The sequence below is a fragment of the Flavobacterium azooxidireducens genome, assembly GCF_023195775.1.
Classification (GTDB): domain Bacteria; phylum Bacteroidota; class Bacteroidia; order Flavobacteriales; family Flavobacteriaceae; genus Flavobacterium; species Flavobacterium azooxidireducens.
This window is the reverse complement of sequence record NZ_CP096205.1, coordinates 2,971,434-2,994,639: the sequence shown is the minus strand read 5'-3', so window position 1 is coordinate 2,994,639 and position 23,206 is coordinate 2,971,434. Positions and strand designations below refer to the sequence as shown.

Here is a 23,206-nt window from a genome sequence, read left to right as displayed (position 1 = left end):
GCACAATTCAAATCAATTTTCTACTTTTAGTAGATGAAGAACATGCCATGACAGAAATAGATATTGAACTTGAAAACAAAGCCATTGCTAAGGAATATAAAGAATTGCTCCGCATTAGTTATCAAACACTTACACCGGAAGACAAAAAAATAATCCGCAAAGCATTTGATGTGGCTGTTGATGCCCACAAAGACCAACGACGCAAATCGGGAGAAGCCTACATCTTCCATCCTATTGCTGTGGCAAAAATTGTAGCTTCCGAAATTGGTTTGGGAGCCACTGCCATTGCCGCTGCCTTAATGCATGATGTAGTTGAAGATTCACCTACCACGGTTGCCGAGATAGAAAAAATGTTTAATCCTAAAATCGCTCAATTAGTTGATGGATTAACCAAAATAGCCAAAGTAAAAACCGATCAGGAAATTTCGATGCAAGCCGAAAATTTCCGTAAAATGCTATTGACGTTAAACGATGATGTTCGGGTAATTCTCATCAAACTGGCCGACCGTTTGCACAACATGCAGACGATGGAATCGATGGTGGATTATAAGCAAGCCAAAATAGCTTCGGAAACACTTTACATCTATGCTCCGTTGGCTCATCGTTTGGGATTGTACAACATCAAATCGAAATTAGAGGATTTGGGTTTAAAATATACCGAACCCGATGTATATGCCGACATTGTTGGCAAAATGAAAGAAAGCAAAGAAGAACAAGAAGACTATATTACTTCGATTTCTGATGTTTTAAAAAAATCTTTAGACGAAGAAGGCATCGAATACACCATCAAAGGTCGTCCGAAATCAATTTATTCCATCCGCCGAAAAATGTTGGCTCAAGGGGTTTCATTTGATGAAGTATATGACAAATTTGCGTTGCGAATTGTCTATAAATCCAATCAACATGATGAAAAATTCGTGGCTTGGAAAATTTATTCTATTGTAACCGATCATTACCGTCCGAGTCCGAGCCGACTACGCGATTGGATTTCTTCGCCAAAATCTACGGGATACGAAGCTCTTCACATAACAGTCATGGGACCAAAAGGTCGTTGGGTTGAAATACAAGTTCGAAGTGAGCGAATGGATGAAATTGCTGAAAAAGGTTATGCGGCACATTATAAATACAAACAAGGAATTTCAGAAGAAAACACCTTAGATACTTGGCTTAATTTATTGAAAGAAGCACTTGAAAATTCAACATCCAATGCAGTTGATTTTGTGGAAGATTTTAAGTTGAATTTGTATTCCAAAGAAATTTATGTTTTTACTCCAAAAGGTGAAATTAAATCGCTTCCCAAAGGAGCAACTTCGTTAGATTTTGCATTCAGTATTCACTCCGAAATTGGCGTGAGAACCCGTGGAACGAGAGTAAACGGGAAATTAGTTCCGTTGAATCATGTTCTAAATAGCGGTGATCAAGTAGAAGTAATTACCTCTGCAAATCAAAAACCCAATTCGCATTGGTTAGATTATGTGACTACTTCCAGAGCAAAAAATAAAATTAAAAATGTTCTCAACGAAGACACCAAAAAAATAGCTGAAGACGGTAAAGAATTGTTAACCCGTAAATTGCGTCATCTAAAGGTTACTTTAAATGAAACTACAGTTAATGAGCTTGTTGTCTATTTTAAACTTAAAACAAGTTTAGATTTGTTTTATCGAGTAGGAGTTGGAACAATCGATAATCAACAATTAAAAGATTTTGCGGCTCAAAAAAGTAGCACGCTGATGAATTTCTTCAAGAAAATGAAGCGTTCACCAAGTGTGGCTCCTGAACAAATTCAAAAATATGAGCTGAGCAAAAATTTTGATATGCTTGTTTTTGGTGCAGAACAAGACAAATTGGATTATAAATTATCAAGTTGTTGTAATCCTATTCCGGGTGATGATGTATTTGGATTTTTAACCATAAATGATGGTATAAAAGTGCATAAAAAAGATTGTCCGAATGCCATTAGTTTACAATCAAATTATGCTTATCGGATTATTCAAGCTAAATGGATTGATTCGTCTCAAGAGGATTTTAAAGCGGTTTTAAAAATTACAGGAATGGATACTTTAGGATTAACCAATGAGCTTACTAAAGTGATATCCAACCAGATGCATGTAAATATTCAAAGTATTTCCTTAAGTGGAGATGCTGGGATTTTTAACGGACAAGTAACAGTGGTTGTTCAAAATAATACTATTTTAAAACGCTTAATTGAGAACATTAAAAAAATTGATGGCATCGATAAAGTTACCCGCGTAAACAATGCAAAAATGAATTAATTATTGACATTTGTTGTTAATAATCTCAGTTGAAATATAAATCAGATAATGGTCAAAATATAAAAATAGTGTATCTTTGCAGATATGGAAAATCCTATGGAAAATAACAAAAATCAGGATATCGTAAAAAACGTTTTTACCAAGTTTTTGGAGGAAAAAGGACATCGGAAAACCCCCGAACGTTATGCAATTCTTCAAGAAATATACAATAATTTGGAGCATTTTGACATCGAATCATTGTACATCAAAATGAAAAATAAAAACTATCGTGTAAGTCGTGCCACGTTATACAACACCATTGAACTACTTTTAGATTGTGGTTTGGTGAGAAGACACCAATTTGGGCAAAATCAAGCTCATTACGAAAAATCATATTTCGACAAACAGCATGATCACATTATTATGACTGACACCGGCGAAGTAATTGAATTTTGTGATCCAAGAATTCAACAAATTAAAAAAACAATTGAAGAAATTTTTGGTATCGAAATACACAATCATTCTCTTTATTTATATGGTAATAAAAAAGCGGTTGCTACAGAAAGTCCTGTAGTTCCATCAGAATAAACTAAAACACAACTAAATCCGGGAAAACTTCCCATAAAAAACAACCAACTAAAAAATGACTGTAGATTTATTGCTCGGCCTGCAATGGGGTGACGAAGGAAAAGGGAAAATTGTAGATGTTCTAACTTCAAAATATGATATCATTGCTCGCTTTCAAGGTGGTCCGAATGCAGGGCACACACTAGAATTTGATGGAATTAAGCATGTTTTGAGAACTATTCCATCCGGAATATTTCATAAAAATGCCATCAACATCATTGGAAATGGAGTTGTAATGGATCCTGTCGTTTTTCAAAAAGAATTAGAAGGCTTGGAAAAATTTAATATGGATGTTAAATCTAAATTATTGATTTCCAGAAAAGCACATTTAATTTTACCTACTCATCGCTTGTTGGATGCCGCTTCGGAAGCTTCCAAAGGAAAAGCAAAAATAGGTTCTACTTTAAAAGGAATTGGTCCAACGTATATGGACAAAACCGGTAGAAACGGAATTCGTATTGGCGATATTGAACTGGCCGATTTTAAAGATCGTTACCGTTCTTTGGCAGACAAGCATGAAGCCATGATTGCTTTTTATAATGTGGATTTAGAATACGATTTAAAAGAAATGGAAGATGAATTTTTTGCTTCCATCGAAGTTTTAAAATCATTGACTTTTATTGATAGTGAAGAATATTTGAACCAAGCCATTAAAGCCGGAAAATCAATTCTGTGTGAAGGTGCCCAAGGTTCATTATTGGATATTGATTTTGGAACATATCCATTTGTAACCTCTTCAAACACAACAGCGGCCGGAGCTTGTACCGGATTAGGAATTGCTCCAAACAAAGTGAAAGATGTTTTCGGAATCTTCAAAGCATACACAACTCGCGTTGGAAGTGGCCCTTTCCCTACCGAATTATTTGATGAAGACGGTCAAACTATGGCAAAAGTAGGCAATGAATTTGGTTCTGTTACCGGAAGAGCGAGACGTTGTGGTTGGTTAGACTTAGTTGCTTTGAAATATGCCGTTCAGGTAAATGGCGTAACTGCTTTATATATGATGAAAGGCGATGTACTTTCGGGTTTCAAAAAACTAAATGTATGTACTGCTTACAAATACAAAGGAAAAGAAATTAGCCATCTTCCATACAATATTGAACCGGAAAATGTGGAACCAATTTATACTGAAATGAAAGGTTGGGAAGCTGATTTAACCGGAATGACTTCGTATGAAGAACTTCCTCAAGAGTTAAAAACATATATCGAATTTATTGAAAAAGAAGTAGAAGTTCCTATCAAAGTGGTTTCCGTTGGACCTGATAGAAAACAAACTATCTTAAAATAAAAAAAATCCCATCTGCTCAGTAGATGGGATTTTTAATTTACAACTAACCTAAACCAATTTTTATTTTTTTGAATGATTTTTTAAAAGTTCAATCGCTTCTGTTGCTTTTGAATTTTCAGCATGATTCAATGCTGTAAAACCTCTTTCATCTTTACTTTTTATATTTGCTCCTTTTTCTAAAAGCAATTTGATAATTTCAACTTGATTGTAACGGGCAGCATACATTAACGGAGTTAATCCGTTTGTAGTTTCGTTAATATCGGCACCGTATTCGATGAATTTTTTAACCACTTCAACTTCCCCTTTGCTGATTGCTACACAAAGTGGAGTAGCATAATATTTTGCATAAACACTAACTTCTGTTTTTGAAGAAGTTATGTTTCCATTGTTAGCTGCATTAGCTAATGTACCAAAACCCAAAAGGGCAATTCCTAAGTAAACAATTGATTTTTTCATGATGTTCGTTTTTTGATTAATGATTGATTAATTTTTTGATGATTGATATAGTAATAGACGACAGCTATTTCTAATTGTTACATTGTTAAATATTTATAACATATCTTTAACATTTCTAAATAAGAAAAAGCCAGACAATTGCCTGGCTTAATTTTCATAATCTATTGATAATAGTGCTATTTAAGGTATTTCAAGACATTTACTTCAATTCTTTCATGAATATTAGAAATATCAGCTTTAACAAACTTTTCACCAATTATATTTTCGTACAATTCGATGTATCGTTCTGAAACGGTTTCAATATAGTCATCAGTCATATCCGGAATTTGCTGACCTTCTTTTCCTTGAAAACCATTTTCAATCAACCAACGACGAACGAATTCTTTAGAAAGTTGTTTCTGTTCTTCATTATTATTTTGTCTTTCTTGATAACCTTCTGCATAAAAATAGCGAGAAGAATCAGGAGTGTGAATTTCATCAATCAATACAATTTTCCCGTCTTTAGTTTTTCCGAATTCATATTTCGTATCTACTAAAATTAATCCTCGTGAAGCAGCTATTTCCGTTCCGCATTGGTATAATGCACGAGTATATTTTTCTAAGATGAGATAATCTTCTTCAGAAACAATTCCTTTTTCTAAAATGGCTTCACGAGAAATATCTTCATCATGCGAACCATTATCTGCTTTGGTTGTTGGTGTAATGATTGGTATTGGAAATTTATCATTTTCTTTTAATCCTTCAGGCATTTCTACTCCACAAAGTAATCGTCTTCCTACGGAATATTCTCTGGCAGCATGACCGGACAAATAACCTCTTATTACCATTTCCACTTTAAAAGGATCACACAAATGTCCGATTGCGACATTAGGATCTGGAGTTGCAATGAGCCAATTAGGAACAATATCTTGCGTTAATTGCATAAACTTTGTAGCAATTTGATTTAGAATTTGTCCTTTATACGGAATTCCTTTTGGCATGACAACGTCAAAGGCAGAAAGTCTGTCAGTAGCAATCATGACAAGAATTTCATCGTTAATGTTATAAACCTCTCTGACTTTGCCTCGGTAAACCGATTTTTGGTTGGGAAAATTGAAATTAGTAGTCGTAATTGTGTTCATGATTGTGTGTTGTTGTGAAGTGCAAAAATAGAAATTATAACTCACTTTTTATTCATGAAAAGCTTTAAAAATTTGTATAAAAAAAGGATAGCAAATGCTATCCTTTTGAATTTATTATGTCCAAATATTAGAACATAATATTATAAGTAACTCCTAAACCTACCACTTGAATGTCGATATCATTTTCGGCAAACGTGTGTTGATAGTAACCATAGAAATTCCATTTTTCATTGTGGTAACCAATTTGTGGACTTAAATATAAACCACCACTGTTGTCATTGGCATTGGTTAAAAATCCGTAACCGAAATCTGCTCCTACAAACAAACCTGCTGGCTGAGCGTAATATCTTGCGAAACCGGCTAATGGAATTAAACCAAAATCTTCTGCTTCATCTTTTCCAAAAAAATGATTGTAACCAGAAGCTATACCAATCCCAAAACTAGGATTTACCAAATACTGCCCTCTAACGTCTGCTCCTACAGTAAAAGAGGCTACGTCTGCTGTATCACCAATTGGTAGACCAACATTTAATCCTGCTTTGAACCATGAATTGTCAGGCGTAATTTTCACTTCTTGTGATTGTGAAAAAGCAAAACTTGCTGTAAACAAACTGAATACTAAAAAGATTTTTTTCATTTTTAATTTATTAATTATTGTTAATTACTATTACATAGTCAAATACTGTGCCGAAAAGTAAATATTTTCTTATTTTATTGATTGTAAGCACATTACAAAATGTCAGTAAAAACAAAAAAGCCTTCCCATTTGATTTAAGGAAAGGCTAAAGTTATCTTGATAAATAAACGTTTTAATAAAATTAATCCAAATTCTCAATACTTTTATAAGCGTCAATCACTTTTTTAACTAATCTATGACGAACGATATCTTTGTCATCTAAGTATAAAATACCAATTCCTTCCACATCTTTCAAAATCAGAATCGCTTCTTTTAGTCCGGAAATAGTTCTGCGAGGTAAATCAACTTGTCCAGGATCTCCGGTAATGATGAATTTAGCATTTTTTCCCATTCTGGTTAAAAACATTTTCATTTGCGAATGGGTAGTATTTTGAGCTTCATCTAATATCACAAATGCATTGTCTAATGTTCTTCCACGCATGAAAGCCAGAGGTGCAATTTGAATAATTCCTTTTAAAATATAATCTTCCAACGTCTGTGGAGGCAACATATCTCGCAATGCATCATATAAAGGTTGCATATACGGATCTAGCTTTTCCTTCATATCACCCGGAAGAAAGCCTAAGTTTTCACCAGCTTCTACCGCGGGACGGGTTAAAATAATTCGTTTTACTTGTTTTTCTTTTAATGCTTTTACAGCCAAAGCCACACCGGTATATGTTTTTCCAGTTCCGGCCGGACCAACTGCAAAAACCATATCATTTTTATTAATCAACTCCACCATTTTTTGCTGATTAGGCGTCATGGCTTTAATGAGTTTCCCGCCAATACCATGAACCAAAATTTTATCATGATCCGGCATTCGCTGTTCTTCCTGCGAATTACTCTGAATCACTCGATCAATAACATTAGCATCAATATTATTGTAACGGGTAAAATGAAGCATCAATCGGTTGAAGCGATTTTCAAATTCATCTAACACTTCCTTCTCGCCGTAAGCCTTCAAGGTGGTTCCTCGGGCTACAATTTTTAGCTTTGGATAGTATTTTTTGATGGTTTCAAGATGGGTATCTTGAGCTCCCCAAAACTCTTTTGGGGCGATGTCGTGTAGTTCAATAATTCTTTCGTTCAAAAGCAACAGTTTTAAAATTAAAAAATAGTTTTTAATTAGTAGATTTGCATCACTCAAATTTAAACAAAAAACTTCGTAGGTTCTACGAATAGTTATAAACAAAAAAATGTCAATAATTACGCTTACGACGGACTACGGACTCAAAGACCATTTTGTGGGTGCTTTGAAGGGTAAAATTATATCTGAATTTCCGGATGCCAAAATTATAGACATTTCGCATAACGTCGATCCGTTTAATGCTTCCGAAGCGAGTTACATCATACAGGCTTCGTACAACAGTTTTCCTAAAGGAACTGTTCATTTAATTGGTGTTGACGCCGAACGCAATGCCGAAAACGAACACATTGCCATGAAATGGAATGACCATTTTTTTGTGTGTGCCGATAACGGAATTTTGAGTATGCTATCCCAACATATTATACCAGAAAAAATTGTGGCCATTAACATTCATGATCGCTTATCGCAAGATGCAACCGATATGGATGTATTTAAAACTGTTGCTTGTCATCTGGCAAAAGGAGGCTCATTGAATGTGATTGGTAAAGAAATTACAGCTCTAAAACAAATTACCGATTTACAACCAATTGTGTCTAAAGACGGGAATTCAATCCGTGGAAACGTAATTTATATTGATCATTTTGGAAATATTGTCATTAATATATCTAAAAAACAATTTATTGAATTAGGAAAAGGAAGACCGTATGAAATTGATATTAAGCCAAGACCATTAAAAACAATTTTACCTAATTATTCATCAATTGCTGTTTCAGATAAGTTTCCGATTAAATATTATGAAGGAGAAAAATTGGCCATTTTCAACGAAGCTGGTTATTTAGAAATTGCCATATTTAGAAGTAATGCTGCAACCGTTGGTACAGCAACAAGTTTATTAGGAATTGGTTATCGAGACACCATTACCATTAATTTTAAATAAATAACTATGTTTGTTCGAATCGTAAAAATGAGTTTTCACGAAGAAAATATTCCGAAATTTTTGGAAAATTTTGAATTAATGAAAGAAAAAATACGAAATGCCGAAGGAAACCGTTTGTTAGAATTGTATCAGGATAAACAAAACCCTGAAATTTTTTTTACCTATAGTTATTGGGAAACCGAAGCCGATTTAGAAAACTATCGCAATTCTGAACTATTTTATGATGTTTGGCAGTTTACCAAAAAATTATTTAATGATAAACCGGAAGCTTGGAGTGTGGATAAAATGGTTTCGCTTACTTAATCGAAAATTATTCAATAATATATGAAAGCAATTCTTCTACGGGAAATAAAATCATTCTTTGGCTCACCCATTGGTTACATGGTGGTGGCGATATTTTTAATCCTTAACGGACTTTTCCTTTGGGTGTTTGAAGGTGATTTCAATATTTTAAATAGCGGTTTTGCCGATTTGAATCCGTTTTTCACATTAGCTCCTTGGATTTTAATTTTCTTGATTCCCGCAGTAACCATGCGAAGTTTTTCGGATGAAAAGAAACAAGGAACCATTGAATTACTTTTAACAAAGCCATTAACAAGTTGGCAAATTGTAAACGGAAAATTTATTGGAGCATTTGTTTTGATAATTATAGCGTTAATTCCAACGTTGGTGTATGTTTTTGTCATTTCCAATTACGGCTCTCCTACAGGAAGTTTCGATTTAGGAAGCACAATTGGTTCCTATTTTGGTTTACTTTTCTTGGTTGCTTCCTACACTTCTATTGGATTGTTTACCTCTACCCTATCAGAAAATCAAATTGTTGCGTTTATCATCGCTGTATTTTTGTGTTTTCTGTTTTATTTTGGGTTTGAAGGAATTTCAATACTATCCGCTTCTTTTTCAGATTTTGTTGCTTCATTGGGAATGGATTTTCATTACAAAAGCATCAGTCGCGGTGTAATCGATACTCGCGATGTTCTCTATTTTATTAGTGTGACGGTTTTATTTTTGGCAGCAACAGTTTATCAACTTAAATCCCTGAAAAACTAATGAACACGCAAACTAAAAAAAATATACTCCCATTTTTACTGCTTTTGGCAGTAATTATTGTCATTAATATAGTTGGAAATTTCTATTTCAAACGATTTGATTTAACCCAAGATAAACGCTATACTTTATCAGAAAGCACCATCAAACTAATCGAAAACATTGAAGAACCTGTTTTTATTGATGTTTTTTTAGATGGGAATTTTCCTCCGGAATTCAAACGTCTTCAAAACGAAACCAGACAAATTTTAGAAGAATTTCGCAGTCATAATTCCAATCTAATTTTTCAATTCACAAATCCGTTGGAAGACGAAAGTCAAGCTCAGCAATATGTTGAAGAGTTAGTTAGACTAGGTTTTATTCCCACCAACATCAACAGCAACAAAAAAGGTAAAAAAGAATTAATTCAAATTTTTCCTTGGGCGATTGCCAATCAGAATGAAAAATCGGTTCGCGTACCACTTTTGATTAATAATTTCGGAAATTCTCCTTCGGAAAACATCAACAGTTCTGTGCAATTATTAGAATTTGCTTTTGCCGATGCGATTACCAAAATCACCACCGAAAAGAAAAAACGAATTGCGGTTTTAAAAGGAAACGGACAATTGGCCGACAAATACCAAGCTGATTATTTATTGAATTTGAGAGAATATTATCAATTAGGTGAATTTAATTTGGATTCGTTGCAAGATAATCCACAAAAAATCCTGGAAAACCTGAATCGTTTTGATGCTGCTCTTATTGTTAAACCGACTGAAGCCTTTTCGGATAACGAAAAATACATTTTAGATCAATTTGTGATGAAAGGTGGAAAAACAATGTGGTTGATTGATAAAGTTGTAGCTGATATCGATTCGCTTCAAAACGAAAACAGTTCAACTTTAGCTTTTCCAAGAGAATTAAATTTAGATGATTTATTTTTTAAATACGGAGTCAGAATCAATTATCAATTGGTGCAGGATTTACTTTCAACACCCATCACCGCTCAGTCGGCTCAAGGTGATGTTCCAATTGATTGGTTATATTCGCCAATTATTAAATCAGATAACAACCATACTATCAACAAAAATATCAATCTTATTAAGTTAGAATTTGCCAATACGCTTGATACGTTAAAAAATGGCATTAAAAAAACTGTTTTACTTAAAAGTTCTCCTCAATCCAAAGCAGTTGGTGCTCCTTTAGAAATGAATTTATATGAATTTATGGAGGAATTAGATGAGCAATCGTATAACAAAGGCAACCAAAATATTGGTGTTCTTTTAGAAGGAAAATTTACTTCCGGTTTTAAAAACAGAGTCAAACCTTTTTCTTTAAATACCAATTTAGAAGATGGAAAGGAAAATAAAATGATTGTGATTGCCGATGGTGATATTGTTAACTATAACTACGTTAACAAAAAACCTTTAAACGGCGGCATCGATCAATGGACGCAACAAGTTTATGGCAACAAAGAATTTTTGTTGAATGCCATGAATTATCTGTTGGATGACAGCGGACTTATTAACATTAGAAATAAAGAAGTAAAATTAGCTTTTTTGGATAAAGAAAAAGTAGCCAAAGAATACACCTATATTCAACTGTTAACTGTTGGAATGCCAATAGTGTTGTTGTTTCTTTTTGCAGTTTTGTTCGCTTATTTGCGAAAAAGAAAATATGCCCGATAGATGTTAATAAAATACTTTTTTTGTTTCAATACTTACCTTTATATTTGTGGGATATAAAAAATAAAAACCGAAATGAAATTTATAGTATCGAGTTCGTATTTATTAAAGCAACTACAAGTTTTAGGTAGTGTGATTAACAGCAGCAATACACTACCAATTTTAGATAATTTCTTATTCGAATTAGACAATAATCAGTTGATTGTTTCTGCTTCTGATTTAGAAACAACCATGTCTGCCACTCTTGAAATAGACAGCAAAAGCGAAGGAAGTGTAGCCGTTCCTGCTAAATTATTATTAGAAATTCTAAAAACATTCCCGGAACAGCCTTTAACATTTACTGTTGAAGAAAACAATACTATTGAAATTAGTTCAAATTCAGGAAAATATGCCTTGGCTTATGCTTCGGGTGACGAATTTCCAAAAGCAGTTGTGTTAGATGATCCATCTTCTACTTTAGTGCCTGCAGAAGTTTTAGCAACAGCTATTAGCAAAACCATTTTTGCTGCCGGAAACGACGATTTACGTCCGGTAATGTCGGGAGTATTCTTCCAATTTTCTCCGGAAGGATTAATTTTTGTAGCAACCGATGCTCATAAATTAGTAAAATATTCTCGCACAGACGTGAAAGCTTCTGAAGTGGCCGATTTTATTATGCCTAAAAAACCATTAAATATCTTAAAAGGTATTTTGGGAACTTCAGACAGCGAAGTAAAAATTGAGTACAACGACAGTAATGCCGTTTTCTCATTTGATAATTACATGTTAGTTTGTCGTTTAATTGATGGAAAATATCCAAACTACGAAGCGGTAATTCCAAAGGAAAACCCAAATAAATTACATATCGATAGAAGTCAGTTTTTGAGTTCAGTACGTCGTGTGGCTATTTTTTCTAACAAAACTACACACCAGATTCGTTTAAAAATTGCCGGAACCGAATTAAATATTTCTGCAGAAGATATAGACTACTCAAACAAAGCAGAAGAAAGATTGACGTGTGATTATCAAGGTGATGATTTGCAAATTGGTTTTAACTCTCGTTTTTTAACAGAGATGTTAACCAACCTTCAATCGGATGAAATTCAATTAGAAATGTCATTACCAAACCGTGCAGGAATTCTAACTCCGGTTGACGGATTAGACGAAGGCGAAGTAATTACAATGTTAGTAATGCCGGTTATGTTGAATAACTAATTTATTAAAAATATTCAAAAAGCTGTAATTCATTTGGGTTACAGCTTTTTTTTATAAATGAAAATAAAATTAATTAACTTTTCCGTCTCAGTTGATTTTAAGACTATAATCAATTTAAAACTTAAATAAAATGGCTACAGATTATAATTTTGAGCAGATATTTACTGATGTAGCATTTGAAAATTTATCCATCAGATACAAAGAATTTGAACAATGTACGTTTAGAAATTGCGATTTTACACAATGTGATTTTGCCGGAGTCATGTTTGTAGAATGCACTTTTTATGATTGTAATTTTAAAGAAACTAAAATCAATTATGTTTCATTGAGAGATGTTCAATTTATTGGATGTGATTTTACATCGGTGAATTTTGCGATGACTGATCAAGTGATTTACAATTTTAATTTTACAAATTGCCTATTGGATTATGCTCAGTTTTATGCTTTAAAACTAAAAAAAATGCAGTTTATCAATTGCAGTATGATTTCGGTTGATTTTATGAATAGCGATTTAACCGAAGCTTTATTTGACAATTGCAATTTAAGAAGAGCTGTTTTTATTGATACAAACCTTCAAAAAGCCGACTTTTATTCGAGCTATGATTTTGTCATCGATCCGGAAAAAAATAAAATGAAAAGAGCAATCTTTTCTACCGAAGGCTTAAAAGGATTGCTCTCAAAATATGATTTGGTAATCAAATAATTATTTCAAAATAATAAATTCGCAACGACGATTAATCGAATGTTCCACTTCCGAACAATTATCTCCACATTTGATTAATTGCACACGTTCGCCATACCCTTTTGATCGCATACGGTTTCGGCTAATTCCGTTTGAAACTAAATATTCCAGTGCTGCCCCTGCTCTATCGTGCGACAAGCGTAAATTGTAAGCATCTGAAGCTCTTGAATCGGTGTGAGCTCCTAATTCAATTTCCATTCGAGGATATTTTTTCATAATAGCAACCAAAACATCCAATGTACGAGCTGCTTCTTCTTTAATATCCCATTTATTCAAATCAAAATAAATGTTTTCCAACTGAATATAAACTAATCCATCGTCTTTGGTTACAATAATTTCTTCGGCATCATCATACGATTCAATTTCTAATTCAATCGTAAAACGCACTCTTCCATCATCGGTGGTTTCAAATGTTTCTTCTTTTGATATGTAAAAATCTCTTTCTGCTACGATTTTATACTTCGTATTGGGCTCAGAATTAAACACATAATCTGCATCTGCACCTACCACTAATTGACCGATTAATTTATCATCCATATCATATAAAGTAACCGTTGTGCCAGGCAATAATTCTTTGGATATTTTATCTCGAACATCACCTTCTACAACAAATCGTCGTTCATTTTCTTCTCTAATAAACGAATAAAGATTATCTGTTCCTTTTCGGTTGGATGCAAAATAACCCAAGTTTTCTTCGGCTTTTAAAACATAAGCAAAATCATCCATTCCGGTATTAATAGTTTCGCCTAAATTGATTGGCTTTCCAAATTCATCGCTGTAAACTCGTGCCATAAAAATATCTAAACCACCCAAACCTTGCAATCCATCGGAAGCAAAATACAACGTGCCATCTTCTGCCACAAAAGGAAATTGCTCTCTGTGAATGGTGTTAATATTATTGCCTAAATTTTGAGGTTCTGTAAATCCTCCATCTTCTAAAATATCAACATAAAATATATCAAATGAACCCAGAGATTCAGGTCTATCGCTTGAAAAATACAACTTCTTTTCATCCACACTTAAAGCGGGATGTTGTGTGGAAAATTGTTCGCTGGAAAAAGGTAATTCTGTTACATTTGTCCATTCATTTTCAACAAATTCAGCTCTAAAGAGTTTAACCGAAGCAAACTTTTCTTCACCAACCTGAACTTGCTTATCATTAGTTCTACTAAAATACATTGTTTTGCCATCTTTTGTAAAAACAGCGTTACTTTCATGTGTTTTGGTATTGATTTTTTCTGAAAAAGGTTTGATATTTTCTAAGATTCCAGCTTTTGAAACTGTTGCTTCATACAAATCTAAATAAGGTTTTTCGTTCCATTTATAGAGTGGACTATCTTCACTTCTTAACGAAGCAAAAACAACTTTTTCTCCAAAAAAAGAAATTCCGAAATCGCCTGTACTAGTGCTTCTTGTCATTTGATTAACCTTATAATTAAAAGGTACAATATTGTTAAGATGCTCTTTAAATTTTTTGGTATCTACCGGATATTTCAAATAATCGCTCATAATTTTATCGCCTCGTTCATAGTCATCGATACCTCTTAAAGCATGAGCATAGCGGAATAAATAATCCGGTTTTACGCTGTCTTTGTATTTAAAAACCAAATTACCATAATTGTCGGCAGCAAATTTCATTTGAGCATTGTAGTAATAACAATCTCCTAAATTTTGAAGCACTTTTTGATCTTGCTTTTCCTTAAATTTTTCATACATTTTTGCTGCTTCGACATACGCTTTATTGGCAAAAAGTTCATCTGCCTTTTTAAGCGTAGGTTTTTGAGCCAATAAAATCTGACTTATTAGCAAAAAGAAAATTATGTATCTGCTGTTTCTCATTTTAATTTCTTTAGAAAAAACGTGGGGATTTATCATAACCATTGCTACTTCCTTTCTTGTTCAAATCAAATAGAATCATAATTTCATGACTTCCGGAATTGAAATTCCCCAAATTAGAAAGCGTATAATCATAAGCATAACCAATTCTGAGTGACGGAGAAATTTTAAAATTCACTAATCCACTCACAGAATCATCCCATCTATATCCTGCACCAATTTCAAACACATTATTAATCAAAAAATTTGTTGTAATATCTAAAGACATTGGGGCTCCGGTTGCTGCTTTGGTCATAAAAGCGGGTTTGAATTTCAAATTATCATTCAAATTAAATACATAACCTCCCGTTAAAAAGTAATGGATTTCTTCAACACCGGTTGCTATAATTCCATCTTCTCTTTCTAAATGTTTAGTTCGCAATAAATTCGGACTGGATAAACCTAAATAATAATTCTCACCAAAGTAAAAAGCCCCTACTCCAACATTGGGAAAAGTTCTGCTTAAATTATTGGCAAAAGCCGGATCGGGAAGATCATCTGAATAAACAAATCCGTCAAAACTTGTATTAAAAAAAGTGGCTCCTCCTTTTATTCCAAAGGAAAGTTTGTTGGTTTCATTTAATTTTAAAACATAAGCAAAATCAACAAAAACATTGGTTTCATTCACCACATCACCAATTTGATCGTGGATAATAGAAAGTCCCATTTCAATTTTTTTAGCAATAGGCGAATGAGCAAAAAATGAACCGGTTGTTGGTCCGCCTACCGATCCAACCCACTGTGCACGATAAAGAGCTCCAAAATTAATTACATCCGGATTATCGGTTGCATAAGCAGGATTGAGCACACTCATATTGTACATATATTGTGTGTATTGTGGATCCTGCTGAGCCGTTGCCATCATTGACATCAGAAGTAGGAATAATTGAATTTTATATTTGATAAGTTTTTTCATAATTATCTGCTTAAATAAACCCTTCCTTGCAATGGTTCTCTAATTCCGTCATTAAAATTGATGATAAAGAAATAGACTCCGGCTGGAAGTTTGTTGCCGCCAACTTGAATTCCTTTGTCTGATGTTCCATCCCAATCTTGAGAAGCTGCATTTCCTTTGTAAAGGATGCTTCCGTAACGATTGAATATTTCTAAATCGAAATTCGGATATAATGTTCTGATGTTTTTAATCACAAAAAAGTCATTAATTCCATCATCATTAGGTGAAAATCCATCGGGAATGATAATATCTGTACAATCTCTAATGGAAACTGTTACCGCTAATCGAACCGTACTTCCGCAACCAGTTGAAGATTGAAAGGAAGCATAATAAACTTGTCCATCAACCAAAACAGTTGAATCAGAATAAGCATTTCCATTCAAAGGAGCATCATACCAAATAATGGTTTGGTCACTATCGATGTTGTTGCTTAAATTGGCAATGGTGGCATTATCATCTTCACAAAATGAATTTCCGCCTTCAATAAGTTCTGGAGTTTCTACATTTTCTATGCTTAATGTTACTGAATTGAAAGTATGACCAGATGTGCCACAAGCATTCCCTGTATTAGAATTTATTTGATTGATGGAAAGTGTAATTTCACCTGCATTTATTAAAATGGTGGATGGAATTACAAAGCTAGCTTGTCCATTCAAAAATTCAACAGAAATTGTTTCGTTATGTGTAATTGCTCCTGTTATTTGATAAGTTAATTGGTATGTTCCATTTGATAAGTTTGTTGCATTTGTTATAGTAACGGTTCCGTCTGAATTTGCACAAATTGCGGAAAGTGAAACCAATGCTTCAGTTATGGTTGCCGCAGGTAAAATTTCAAATGAAACTGAAACAGCCGGATTCAAATTATTACAAGGTAAAGTTTCACTTGTAATCGAATTAAAAGTCAACGTATAATTTCCTGCCGTTGGAAACACAGAAGCAGGAACTGTAAATTGACCTGAACCTCCGTTAATAGTAACATCTCCTGAATTTCCTGTAATCGGATTTGCATTCGGAATGGAATAAACAAATTGATATGTTCCATCAGCCAAATTAGTTGCTCCCGAAATTTGAACGATAACTTCCGTTCCAAGACAAACATTTTGAACAGTTAAGTTAGTATTTGCCAAAGTTAATAATGGTAAGATTTCAATTTCAAAAGATAATCCGGTTAGTACCGTTCCACAATTTGTAACCGTGTTTAAAATCGAATTAAATGCCAAAGTGGTAATTCCCGGATTTGCCAATTGTGCGGTATCTATTTCAAAACTTACTTCGCCATCAACAACCGTAAATAATACGATTTGATTGTCTACAGAATTACTTCCTGAAAGTGAATAATTCAATGAATAATTTCCATCTGCTAAATTGAAAATGGTAACCGTTGAATTTTCTCCTTGACAAATAGGTGAAAGAACAATCACGTCTTCCGGAAGAATTTCCGTTCCTTGAATAATTGTTAATTGAACAGGTTCGGAATCGGTATTACAATCGGTTGTTACTGTATAAATAAAATTATACGTTCCAGGAGATAAATTAGTAATTGTTAACACATTTGAAACTGTGTCGCCTTGATTATCTGTCCAACTTCCGCCAACTTGTTGAGTTCCATCTAATAATGTATTCAAATCAAATGTTCCTTCTGAAGCACAAACACTTTGAATTCCTGTAAAAGTTCCTGCATTAGCAGTAGAATTAACATCTACCGTTACACTTGCTGTGCTATTCTCACAAGGAAATGTTCCAATAATCGTATAAGTATAAATTCCCGGTTGATCAATGCCCGGTGTGAAAATTCCTATGCCACTCGCTAGTTCTGGGAACCATTCACCTCCTATTTCAGGATTGTTGCCTAAAAACGTGAATAAATCAAAACTTGGGTCGTTTTCACAAACAGTTGTGGCTCCATCAGTTCCTGCATTTGGAATCGGGTTGATAGTTACCGTGACTGTTGTGCTTTGTGGATCACATGGCCCTAAATCATTTACCGTATACGTATAAACACCTGCTGTATCTTGAGTCGGGTCGAAAACGCCTGTGCCACTTGCAAGTGCCGGTAACCAAGTTCCGTCCGCATCGGGAGTTCCTCCTAAATAATTAAATAAATCTTCCGGTGCTCCGTTTTCACAAAAGGGTGCTACACCTGCCTCTCCCGGATTTGGAATTGGATTAACCGTTACTGTTATAGTAGCTGAACTATCCTCACACGGTAGTGTGCCGATAATCGTGTACGTGTAAACACCTGCTGTATCTTGGGATGGGTCGAAAACTCCTGTCCCACTCGCCAATGCCGGTGACCATGTTCCGCCTACTTCAGGATTGTTTCCAAGTAGAGTGAATAAATCAATTGCCGCATCAGTTTCACATAAAACAATCGCATCACTTGTTCCTGCATTTGGAATCGGGTTGATGGTTACCGTGACTGTCGTGCTTTGCGGATCACATGGACCTAAATCGTTTACCGTATACGTATAAACGCCTGCTGTATCTTGAGTCGGGTCGAAAACACCTGTGCCACTTGCTAACGGTGGTGACCAAGTTCCTCCTGCATCAGGTGTGCCGCCTAAATAATTGAATAAATCATCTGCCGGTGAGTTTTCACAAAATGGTGCTGAACCAGCTGTGCCCGGATTTGGAATTGGATTAACCGTTACTGTTATAGTAGCTGAACTATCCTCACACGGTGGTGTGCCGATAATCGTGTACGTGTAAACACCTGCTGTATCTTGGGCGGGGTCGAAAACTCCTGTACCACTCGCCAGTGCCGGTGACCATGTTCCGCCTACTTCAGGATTGTTTCCAAGTAGAGTGAATAAATCAATTGCCGCATCAGTTTCACATAAAACAATCGCATCACTTGTTCCTGCATTTGGAATCGGGTTGATGGTTACCGTGACTGTCGTGCTTTGCGGATCACATGGACCTAAATCGTTTACCGTATACGTATAAACGCCTGCTGTATCTTGAGTCGGGTCGAAAACACCTGTGCCACTTGCTAACGGTGGTGACCAAGTTCCTCCTGCATCAGGTGTGCCGCCTAAATAATTGAATAAATCATCTGCCGGTGAGTTTTCACAAAATGGTGCTGAACCAGCTGTGCCCGGATTTGGAATTGGATTAACCGTTACTGTTATAGTAGCTGAACTATCCTCACACGGTGGTGTGCCGATAATCGTGTACGTGTAAACACCTGCTGTATCTTGGGCGGGGTCGAAAATTCCTGTACCACTCGCCAGTGCCGGTGACCATGTTCCGCCTACTTCAGGATTGTTTCCAAGTAGAGTGAATAAATCAATTGCCGCATCAGTTTCACATAAAACAATCGCATCACTTGTTCCTGCATTTGGAATCGGGTTGATGGTTACCGTGACTGTCGTGCTTTGCGGATCACATGGACCTAAATCGTTTACCGTATACGTATAAACGCCTGCTGTATCTTGAGTCGGGTCGAAAACACCTGTGCCACTTGCTAACGGTGGTGACCAAGTTCCTCCTGCATCAGGTGTGCCGCCTAAATAATTGAATAAATCATCTGCCGGTGAGTTTTCACAAAATGGTGCTGAACCAGCTGTGCCCGGATTTGGAATTGGATTAACCGTTACTGTTATAGTAGCTGAACTATCCTCACACGGTGGTGTGCCGATAATCGTGTACGTGTAAACACCTGCTGTATCTTGGGCGGGGTCGAAAACTCCTGTACCACTCGCCAGTGCCGGTGACCATGTTCCGCCTACTTCAGGATTGTTTCCAAGTAGAGTGAATAAATCAATTGCCGCATCAGTTTCACATAAAACAATCGCATCACTTGTTCCTGCATTAGGAATTGGGTTAATCGTAACAGTTACTGTCGTGCTTTGCGGATCACATGGTCCTAAATCATTTACGGTATACGTATAAACGCCTGCTGTATCTTGAGTCGGGTCGAAAACGCCTGTGCCACTTGCAAGTGCCGGTAACCAAGTTCCGCCCGCATCGGGAGTTCCTCCTAAATAATTAAATAAATCTTCCGGTGCTCCGTTTTCACAAAAGGGTGCTACACCTGCCTCTCCCGGATTTGGAATTGGATTAACCGTTACTGTTATAGTAGCTGAACTATCCTCACACGGTAGTGTGCCGATAATCGTATAGGTGTAAACGCCTGCTGTATCTTGGGCGGGGTCGAAAACTCCTGTCCCACTCGCCAATGCCGGTGACCAGCTTCCACCTACTTCAGGATTGTTTCCTAAAAGGGTGAATAAATCGATAGCTGCATCAGTTTCACATAAAACAATCGCATCACTTGTTCCAGCATTTGGAATCGGATTGATGGTTACCGTGACTGTCGTGCTTTGTGGATCACATGGTCCTAAATCATTTACGGTATAAGTATAAACGCCTGCTGCATCTTCTGCCGGATTGAAAACTCCTGTGCCACTCGCTAACGGTGGTGACCAAGTTCCGCCTGCATCAGGTGTACCGCCTAAATAATTGAATAAATCTTGTGGTGCTCCGTTTTCACAAAATGGTGCTGAACCTGCTGTACCCGGATTTGGAATTGGATTAACCGTTACTGTTATAGTAGCCGAACTATTCTCACACGGTGGTGTGCCGATAATCGTATACGTGTAAACGCCTGCTGTATCTTGGGCGGGGTCGAAAACTCCTGTGCCACTCGCCAATGCCGGTGACCATGTTCCACCTACTTCAGGATTGTTTCCTAAAAGGTTGAATAAATCGATTGCTGCATCAGTTTCACATAAAACAATCGCATCACTTGTTCCTGCATTTGGAATCGGGTTGATGGTTACCGTGACTGTTGTGCTTTGCGGATCACATGGTCCTAAATCATTTACGGTATAAGTATAAACACCTGCTGTATCTTCTGCCGGATTGAAAACACCTGTGCCACTTGCTAACGGTGGTGACCAAGTTCCGCCTGCATCAGGTGTACCGCCTAAATAATTGAATAAATCTTGTGGTGCTCCGTTTTCACAAAATGGTGCTGAACCTGCTGTACCCGGATTTGGAATTGGATTAACCGTTACTGTGATTGTAGCCGAACTATTCTCACACGGTGGTGTGCCGATAATCGTATACGTGTAAACGCCTGCTGTATCTTGAGTCGGGTCGAAAACACCAGTGCCACTCGCCAATGCCGGTGACCAGCTTCCGCCTACTTCTGGGTTGTTTCCTAAAAGGGTGAATAAATCGATTGCTGCATCAGTTTCACATAAAACAATCGCATCACTTGTTCCTGCATTTGGAATCGGGTTGATGGTTACCGTGACTGTCGTGCTTTGCGGATCACATGGACCTAAATCGTTTACTGTGTAGGTATAAACGCCTGCTGTATCTTCTGCCGGATTGAAAACACCTGTGCCACTCGCTAACGGTGGTGACCAAGTTCCGCCTGCATCAGGTGTACCGCCTAAATAATTGAATAAATCTTGTGGTGCTCCGTTTTCACAAAATGGTGCTGAACCTGCTGTACCCGGATTTGGAATTGGATTAACCGTTACTGTTATAGTAGCCGAACTATTCTCACACGGTGGTGTGCCGATAATCGTATACGTGTAAACGCCTGCTGTATCTTGAGTCGGGTCGAAAACACCAGTGCCACTCGCCAATGCCGGTGACCATGTTCCACCTACTTCAGGATTGTTTCCTAAAAGGTTGAATAAATCGATTGCTGCATCAGTTTCACATAAAACAATCGCATCACTTGTTCCTGCATTTGGAATCGGGTTGATGGTTACCGTGACTGTCGTGCTTTGCGGATCACATGGACCTAAATCGTTTACTGTGTAGGTATAAACGCCTGCTGTATCTTCTGCCGGATTGAAAACACCTGTGCCACTCGCTAACGGTGGTGACCAGGTTCCCCCTGCATCAGGAGTTCCTCCTAAATAATTGAATAAATCTTGTGGTGCTCCGTTTTCACAAAATGGTGCTGAACCTGCTGTGCCCGGATTTGGGATTGGATTAACCGTTACTGTTATTGTAGCTGAACTATTGTCACACGGTGGTGTGCCGATAATCGTATACGTGTAAACACCTGCTGTATCTTGGGTTGGGTCGAAAACACCGGTGCCACTCGCCAATGCCGGTGACCAGCTTCCGCCTACTTCAGGATTGTTTCCTAAAAGGGTGAATAAATCGATAGCTGCATCAGTTTCACATAAAATAATCGCATCACTTGTTCCTGCATTTGGAATCGGATTGATGGTTATTGTAAGAGTTGCTGAAGCAGGCGGACATTCAGTAGAAGAATTTACACTGTAGGTAAAAATATAAGGACTTCCTGATAATGATAATTGCGATAAATCTAACGTTCCTAAATTTCCATTAGTTGTAGAAAAGGGCCCTGTCCAAATCCCTGTATTAAAAGGAGTTCCTCCTAAATAATCAAATAAATTAACAAAATTAGTAGTAATAAAATCATCTTCACAAAAAGAAACAATACTATCTTCAGTACCGGCATTATTTTGAGGCTGAATAGATACTAAAACCGCTAATCTTTCTATACTTTGACAAGGAAGATCAACTGTTGTGGCATAGTACGTCTGACCGTCAATCAACGGTGTGTTTAAGGCTAATGGTATTACAGATGTATTCGTTAAATACCAATTATTATTACCCGATGCAATTAAATTAGCGACCGTTGGAGGATTTGAAGGGTCTTGACAAAATGTTTGAATTGGAGGACCAGTTGGAACAGGAACTACTCCGATTGTTACAAATACAGAAAATCGAGATGTTTCGCAACCAGTATCAGGATTGGTTTGACTCGCATAATATATTGTATTAGGAATTATGATAGTGTCAGGTGTCAGCGGAGTTCCTCCATTTGCAACGTTATACCACTGAATATTGTTTCCTGATAAAATTAGAGTAGAAATAGTTGCTTGCTCAGGAAAATCAACACAAGGTCCTTGAAAAGGAGATCCGGTGGGTGCGGAATAAATGGTTACTGTGACTTGAATTCTTGTTCCACAATTTCCAGCCGCATTATCTGCATAATAACTCTGCCCATTAACCAATGCTGAACTTGAGCCCAGAGGTGTTGGGGAAGTTGATGATTCAAACCAAGCCACCCCTCCTCCATTATTTGTCGCCTGCAAGCTTGCAATAGTTGGGGATTCAACATCACAAAAAGACTGATTTAGATTGGTTACCGTTGGACATTGAGCAAATGCTACACTTCCTGAAAGCAGTAAAATAATCAGTAATAATTTACTATTAACTAAATTTTTAAAGTTAAAAGGAATACTTATTTTGTAAAAATAACCCATAAATGATTGAGTTT

At 36.2% G+C, this 23,206-nt stretch carries 16 protein-coding genes; 9 read left to right on the top strand and 7 right to left on the bottom strand.

Features of this window, described 5'->3' with window-relative positions; translation table 11 throughout:
• The first annotated feature begins 47 nt into the window (after nt 1–47).
• From M0M57_RS12950 to M0M57_RS12940, 3 genes are all read left to right on the top strand, one after another.
• Nucleotides 48–2,273, top strand: coding sequence for a RelA/SpoT family protein (locus M0M57_RS12950; protein WP_248433447.1), 2,226 nt, complete (start codon nt 48–50; stop codon nt 2,271–2,273).
• 96 nt (nt 2,274–2,369) lie between these two features.
• The gene (locus M0M57_RS12945; RefSeq protein WP_248433446.1) at nt 2,370–2,840 is read left to right on the top strand and encodes a Fur family transcriptional regulator; all 471 of its coding nucleotides are present in this window, start codon (nt 2,370–2,372) and stop codon (nt 2,838–2,840) included.
• Between the two features lie 55 nt (nt 2,841–2,895).
• Entirely contained in the window at nt 2,896–4,167 is a 1,272-nt protein-coding gene (locus M0M57_RS12940) for an adenylosuccinate synthase (protein ID WP_248433445.1), read from the top strand.
• Nucleotides 4,168–4,227: 60 nt separating this feature from the next.
• Here M0M57_RS12940 and M0M57_RS12935 read toward each other — a convergent pair whose 3' ends face one another.
• The 4 genes from M0M57_RS12935 to M0M57_RS12920 form a co-directional block, all read right to left on the bottom strand.
• Nucleotides 4,228–4,623 carry an ankyrin repeat domain-containing protein gene (locus M0M57_RS12935; protein ID WP_248433444.1) on the bottom strand — a complete coding sequence of 132 codons (396 nt, stop codon included), beginning with the start codon at nt 4,621–4,623 and terminating at the stop codon, nt 4,228–4,230.
• Nucleotides 4,624–4,799: 176 nt separating this feature from the next.
• Nucleotides 4,800–5,744 (bottom strand): phosphoribosylaminoimidazolesuccinocarboxamide synthase, encoded by a 945-nt coding sequence (locus tag M0M57_RS12930; RefSeq protein WP_248433443.1) that lies wholly within the window; start codon nt 5,742–5,744, stop codon nt 4,800–4,802.
• Nucleotides 5,745–5,871: 127 nt separating this feature from the next.
• Nucleotides 5,872–6,381, bottom strand: a complete 510-nt coding sequence (locus tag M0M57_RS12925; protein ID WP_248433442.1) for a hypothetical protein — start codon at nt 6,379–6,381, stop codon at nt 5,872–5,874.
• Nucleotides 6,382–6,562: 181 nt separating this feature from the next.
• Nucleotides 6,563–7,513, bottom strand: a complete 951-nt coding sequence (locus M0M57_RS12920) for a PhoH family protein (RefSeq protein ID WP_248433441.1) — start codon at nt 7,511–7,513, stop codon at nt 6,563–6,565.
• A 106-nt stretch (nt 7,514–7,619) separates the two neighbouring features.
• Here M0M57_RS12920 and M0M57_RS12915 point away from each other — a divergent pair, with 106 nt between their 5' ends.
• The 6 genes from M0M57_RS12915 (at nt 7,620) to M0M57_RS12890 (ending at nt 13,055) form a co-directional block, all read left to right on the top strand.
• Complete coding sequence (locus M0M57_RS12915) at nt 7,620–8,447, top strand: SAM hydrolase/SAM-dependent halogenase family protein (protein WP_248433440.1); 828 nt, start codon at nt 7,620–7,622, stop codon at nt 8,445–8,447.
• 6 nt (nt 8,448–8,453) lie between these two features.
• Nucleotides 8,454–8,750, top strand: a complete 297-nt coding sequence (locus tag M0M57_RS12910; RefSeq protein WP_248433439.1) for a putative quinol monooxygenase — start codon at nt 8,454–8,456, stop codon at nt 8,748–8,750.
• Nucleotides 8,751–8,771: 21 nt separating this feature from the next.
• On the top strand, nt 8,772–9,497 hold the full coding sequence (gene gldF / locus M0M57_RS12905) for a gliding motility-associated ABC transporter permease subunit GldF (protein WP_248433438.1): 726 nt from the start codon (nt 8,772–8,774) through the stop codon (nt 9,495–9,497).
• Complete coding sequence (gldG, locus tag M0M57_RS12900; protein WP_248433437.1) at nt 9,497–11,161, top strand: gliding motility-associated ABC transporter substrate-binding protein GldG; 1,665 nt, start codon at nt 9,497–9,499, stop codon at nt 11,159–11,161. The genes gldF and gldG overlap by 1 nt, the downstream gene beginning before the upstream one ends.
• Before the next feature lie 72 nt (nt 11,162–11,233).
• Nucleotides 11,234–12,352, top strand: coding sequence for a DNA polymerase III subunit beta (dnaN, locus tag M0M57_RS12895; RefSeq protein ID WP_248433436.1), 1,119 nt, complete (start codon nt 11,234–11,236; stop codon nt 12,350–12,352).
• Nucleotides 12,353–12,482: 130 nt separating this feature from the next.
• Nucleotides 12,483–13,055 (top strand): pentapeptide repeat-containing protein, encoded by a 573-nt coding sequence (locus M0M57_RS12890; protein WP_248433435.1) that lies wholly within the window; start codon nt 12,483–12,485, stop codon nt 13,053–13,055.
• Here M0M57_RS12890 and M0M57_RS12885 read toward each other — a convergent pair whose 3' ends face one another.
• From M0M57_RS12885 to M0M57_RS12875, 3 genes are read right to left on the bottom strand one after another with little or no spacing between them, the layout of a single operon-like run.
• Complete coding sequence (locus M0M57_RS12885; protein WP_248433434.1) at nt 13,056–14,933, bottom strand: OmpA family protein; 1,878 nt, start codon at nt 14,931–14,933, stop codon at nt 13,056–13,058. It lies immediately after the preceding gene.
• A gap of 10 nt (nt 14,934–14,943) precedes the next feature.
• On the bottom strand, nt 14,944–15,885 hold the full coding sequence (locus tag M0M57_RS12880) for a PorP/SprF family type IX secretion system membrane protein (protein WP_248433433.1): 942 nt from the start codon (nt 15,883–15,885) through the stop codon (nt 14,944–14,946).
• Between the two features lie 2 nt (nt 15,886–15,887).
• On the bottom strand, nt 15,888–23,192 hold the full coding sequence (locus tag M0M57_RS12875) for a T9SS type B sorting domain-containing protein (protein WP_248433432.1): 7,305 nt from the start codon (nt 23,190–23,192) through the stop codon (nt 15,888–15,890).
• Nucleotides 23,193–23,206 lie beyond the last annotated feature (14 nt).

What these genes read in the sequence shown, in the direction of transcription:
- M0M57_RS12950 (WP_248433447.1), top strand. Translation starts at nt 48, where the DNA reads ATGACAGAAATAGATATTGAACTTGAAAACAAAGCCATTGCTAAGGAA.
- M0M57_RS12945 (WP_248433446.1), top strand. Translation starts at nt 2,370, where the DNA reads ATGGAAAATAACAAAAATCAGGATATCGTAAAAAACGTTTTTACCAAG.
- M0M57_RS12940 (WP_248433445.1), top strand. Translation starts at nt 2,896, where the DNA reads ATGACTGTAGATTTATTGCTCGGCCTGCAATGGGGTGACGAAGGAAAA.
- M0M57_RS12935 (WP_248433444.1), bottom strand. Translation starts at nt 4,623, where the DNA reads ATGAAAAAATCAATTGTTTACTTAGGAATTGCCCTTTTGGGTTTTGGT.
- M0M57_RS12930 (WP_248433443.1), bottom strand. Translation starts at nt 5,744, where the DNA reads ATGAACACAATTACGACTACTAATTTCAATTTTCCCAACCAAAAATCG.
- M0M57_RS12925 (WP_248433442.1), bottom strand. Translation starts at nt 6,381, where the DNA reads ATGAAAAAAATCTTTTTAGTATTCAGTTTGTTTACAGCAAGTTTTGCT.
- M0M57_RS12915 (WP_248433440.1), top strand. Translation starts at nt 7,620, where the DNA reads ATGTCAATAATTACGCTTACGACGGACTACGGACTCAAAGACCATTTT.
- M0M57_RS12910 (WP_248433439.1), top strand. Translation starts at nt 8,454, where the DNA reads ATGTTTGTTCGAATCGTAAAAATGAGTTTTCACGAAGAAAATATTCCG.
- gldF (WP_248433438.1), top strand. Translation starts at nt 8,772, where the DNA reads ATGAAAGCAATTCTTCTACGGGAAATAAAATCATTCTTTGGCTCACCC.
- gldG (WP_248433437.1), top strand. Translation starts at nt 9,497, where the DNA reads ATGAACACGCAAACTAAAAAAAATATACTCCCATTTTTACTGCTTTTG.
- dnaN (WP_248433436.1), top strand. Translation starts at nt 11,234, where the DNA reads ATGAAATTTATAGTATCGAGTTCGTATTTATTAAAGCAACTACAAGTT.
- M0M57_RS12890 (WP_248433435.1), top strand. Translation starts at nt 12,483, where the DNA reads ATGGCTACAGATTATAATTTTGAGCAGATATTTACTGATGTAGCATTT.
- M0M57_RS12885 (WP_248433434.1), bottom strand. Translation starts at nt 14,933, where the DNA reads ATGAGAAACAGCAGATACATAATTTTCTTTTTGCTAATAAGTCAGATT.
- M0M57_RS12880 (WP_248433433.1), bottom strand. Translation starts at nt 15,885, where the DNA reads ATGAAAAAACTTATCAAATATAAAATTCAATTATTCCTACTTCTGATG.
- M0M57_RS12875 (WP_248433432.1), bottom strand. Translation starts at nt 23,192, where the DNA reads ATGGGTTATTTTTACAAAATAAGTATTCCTTTTAACTTTAAAAATTTA.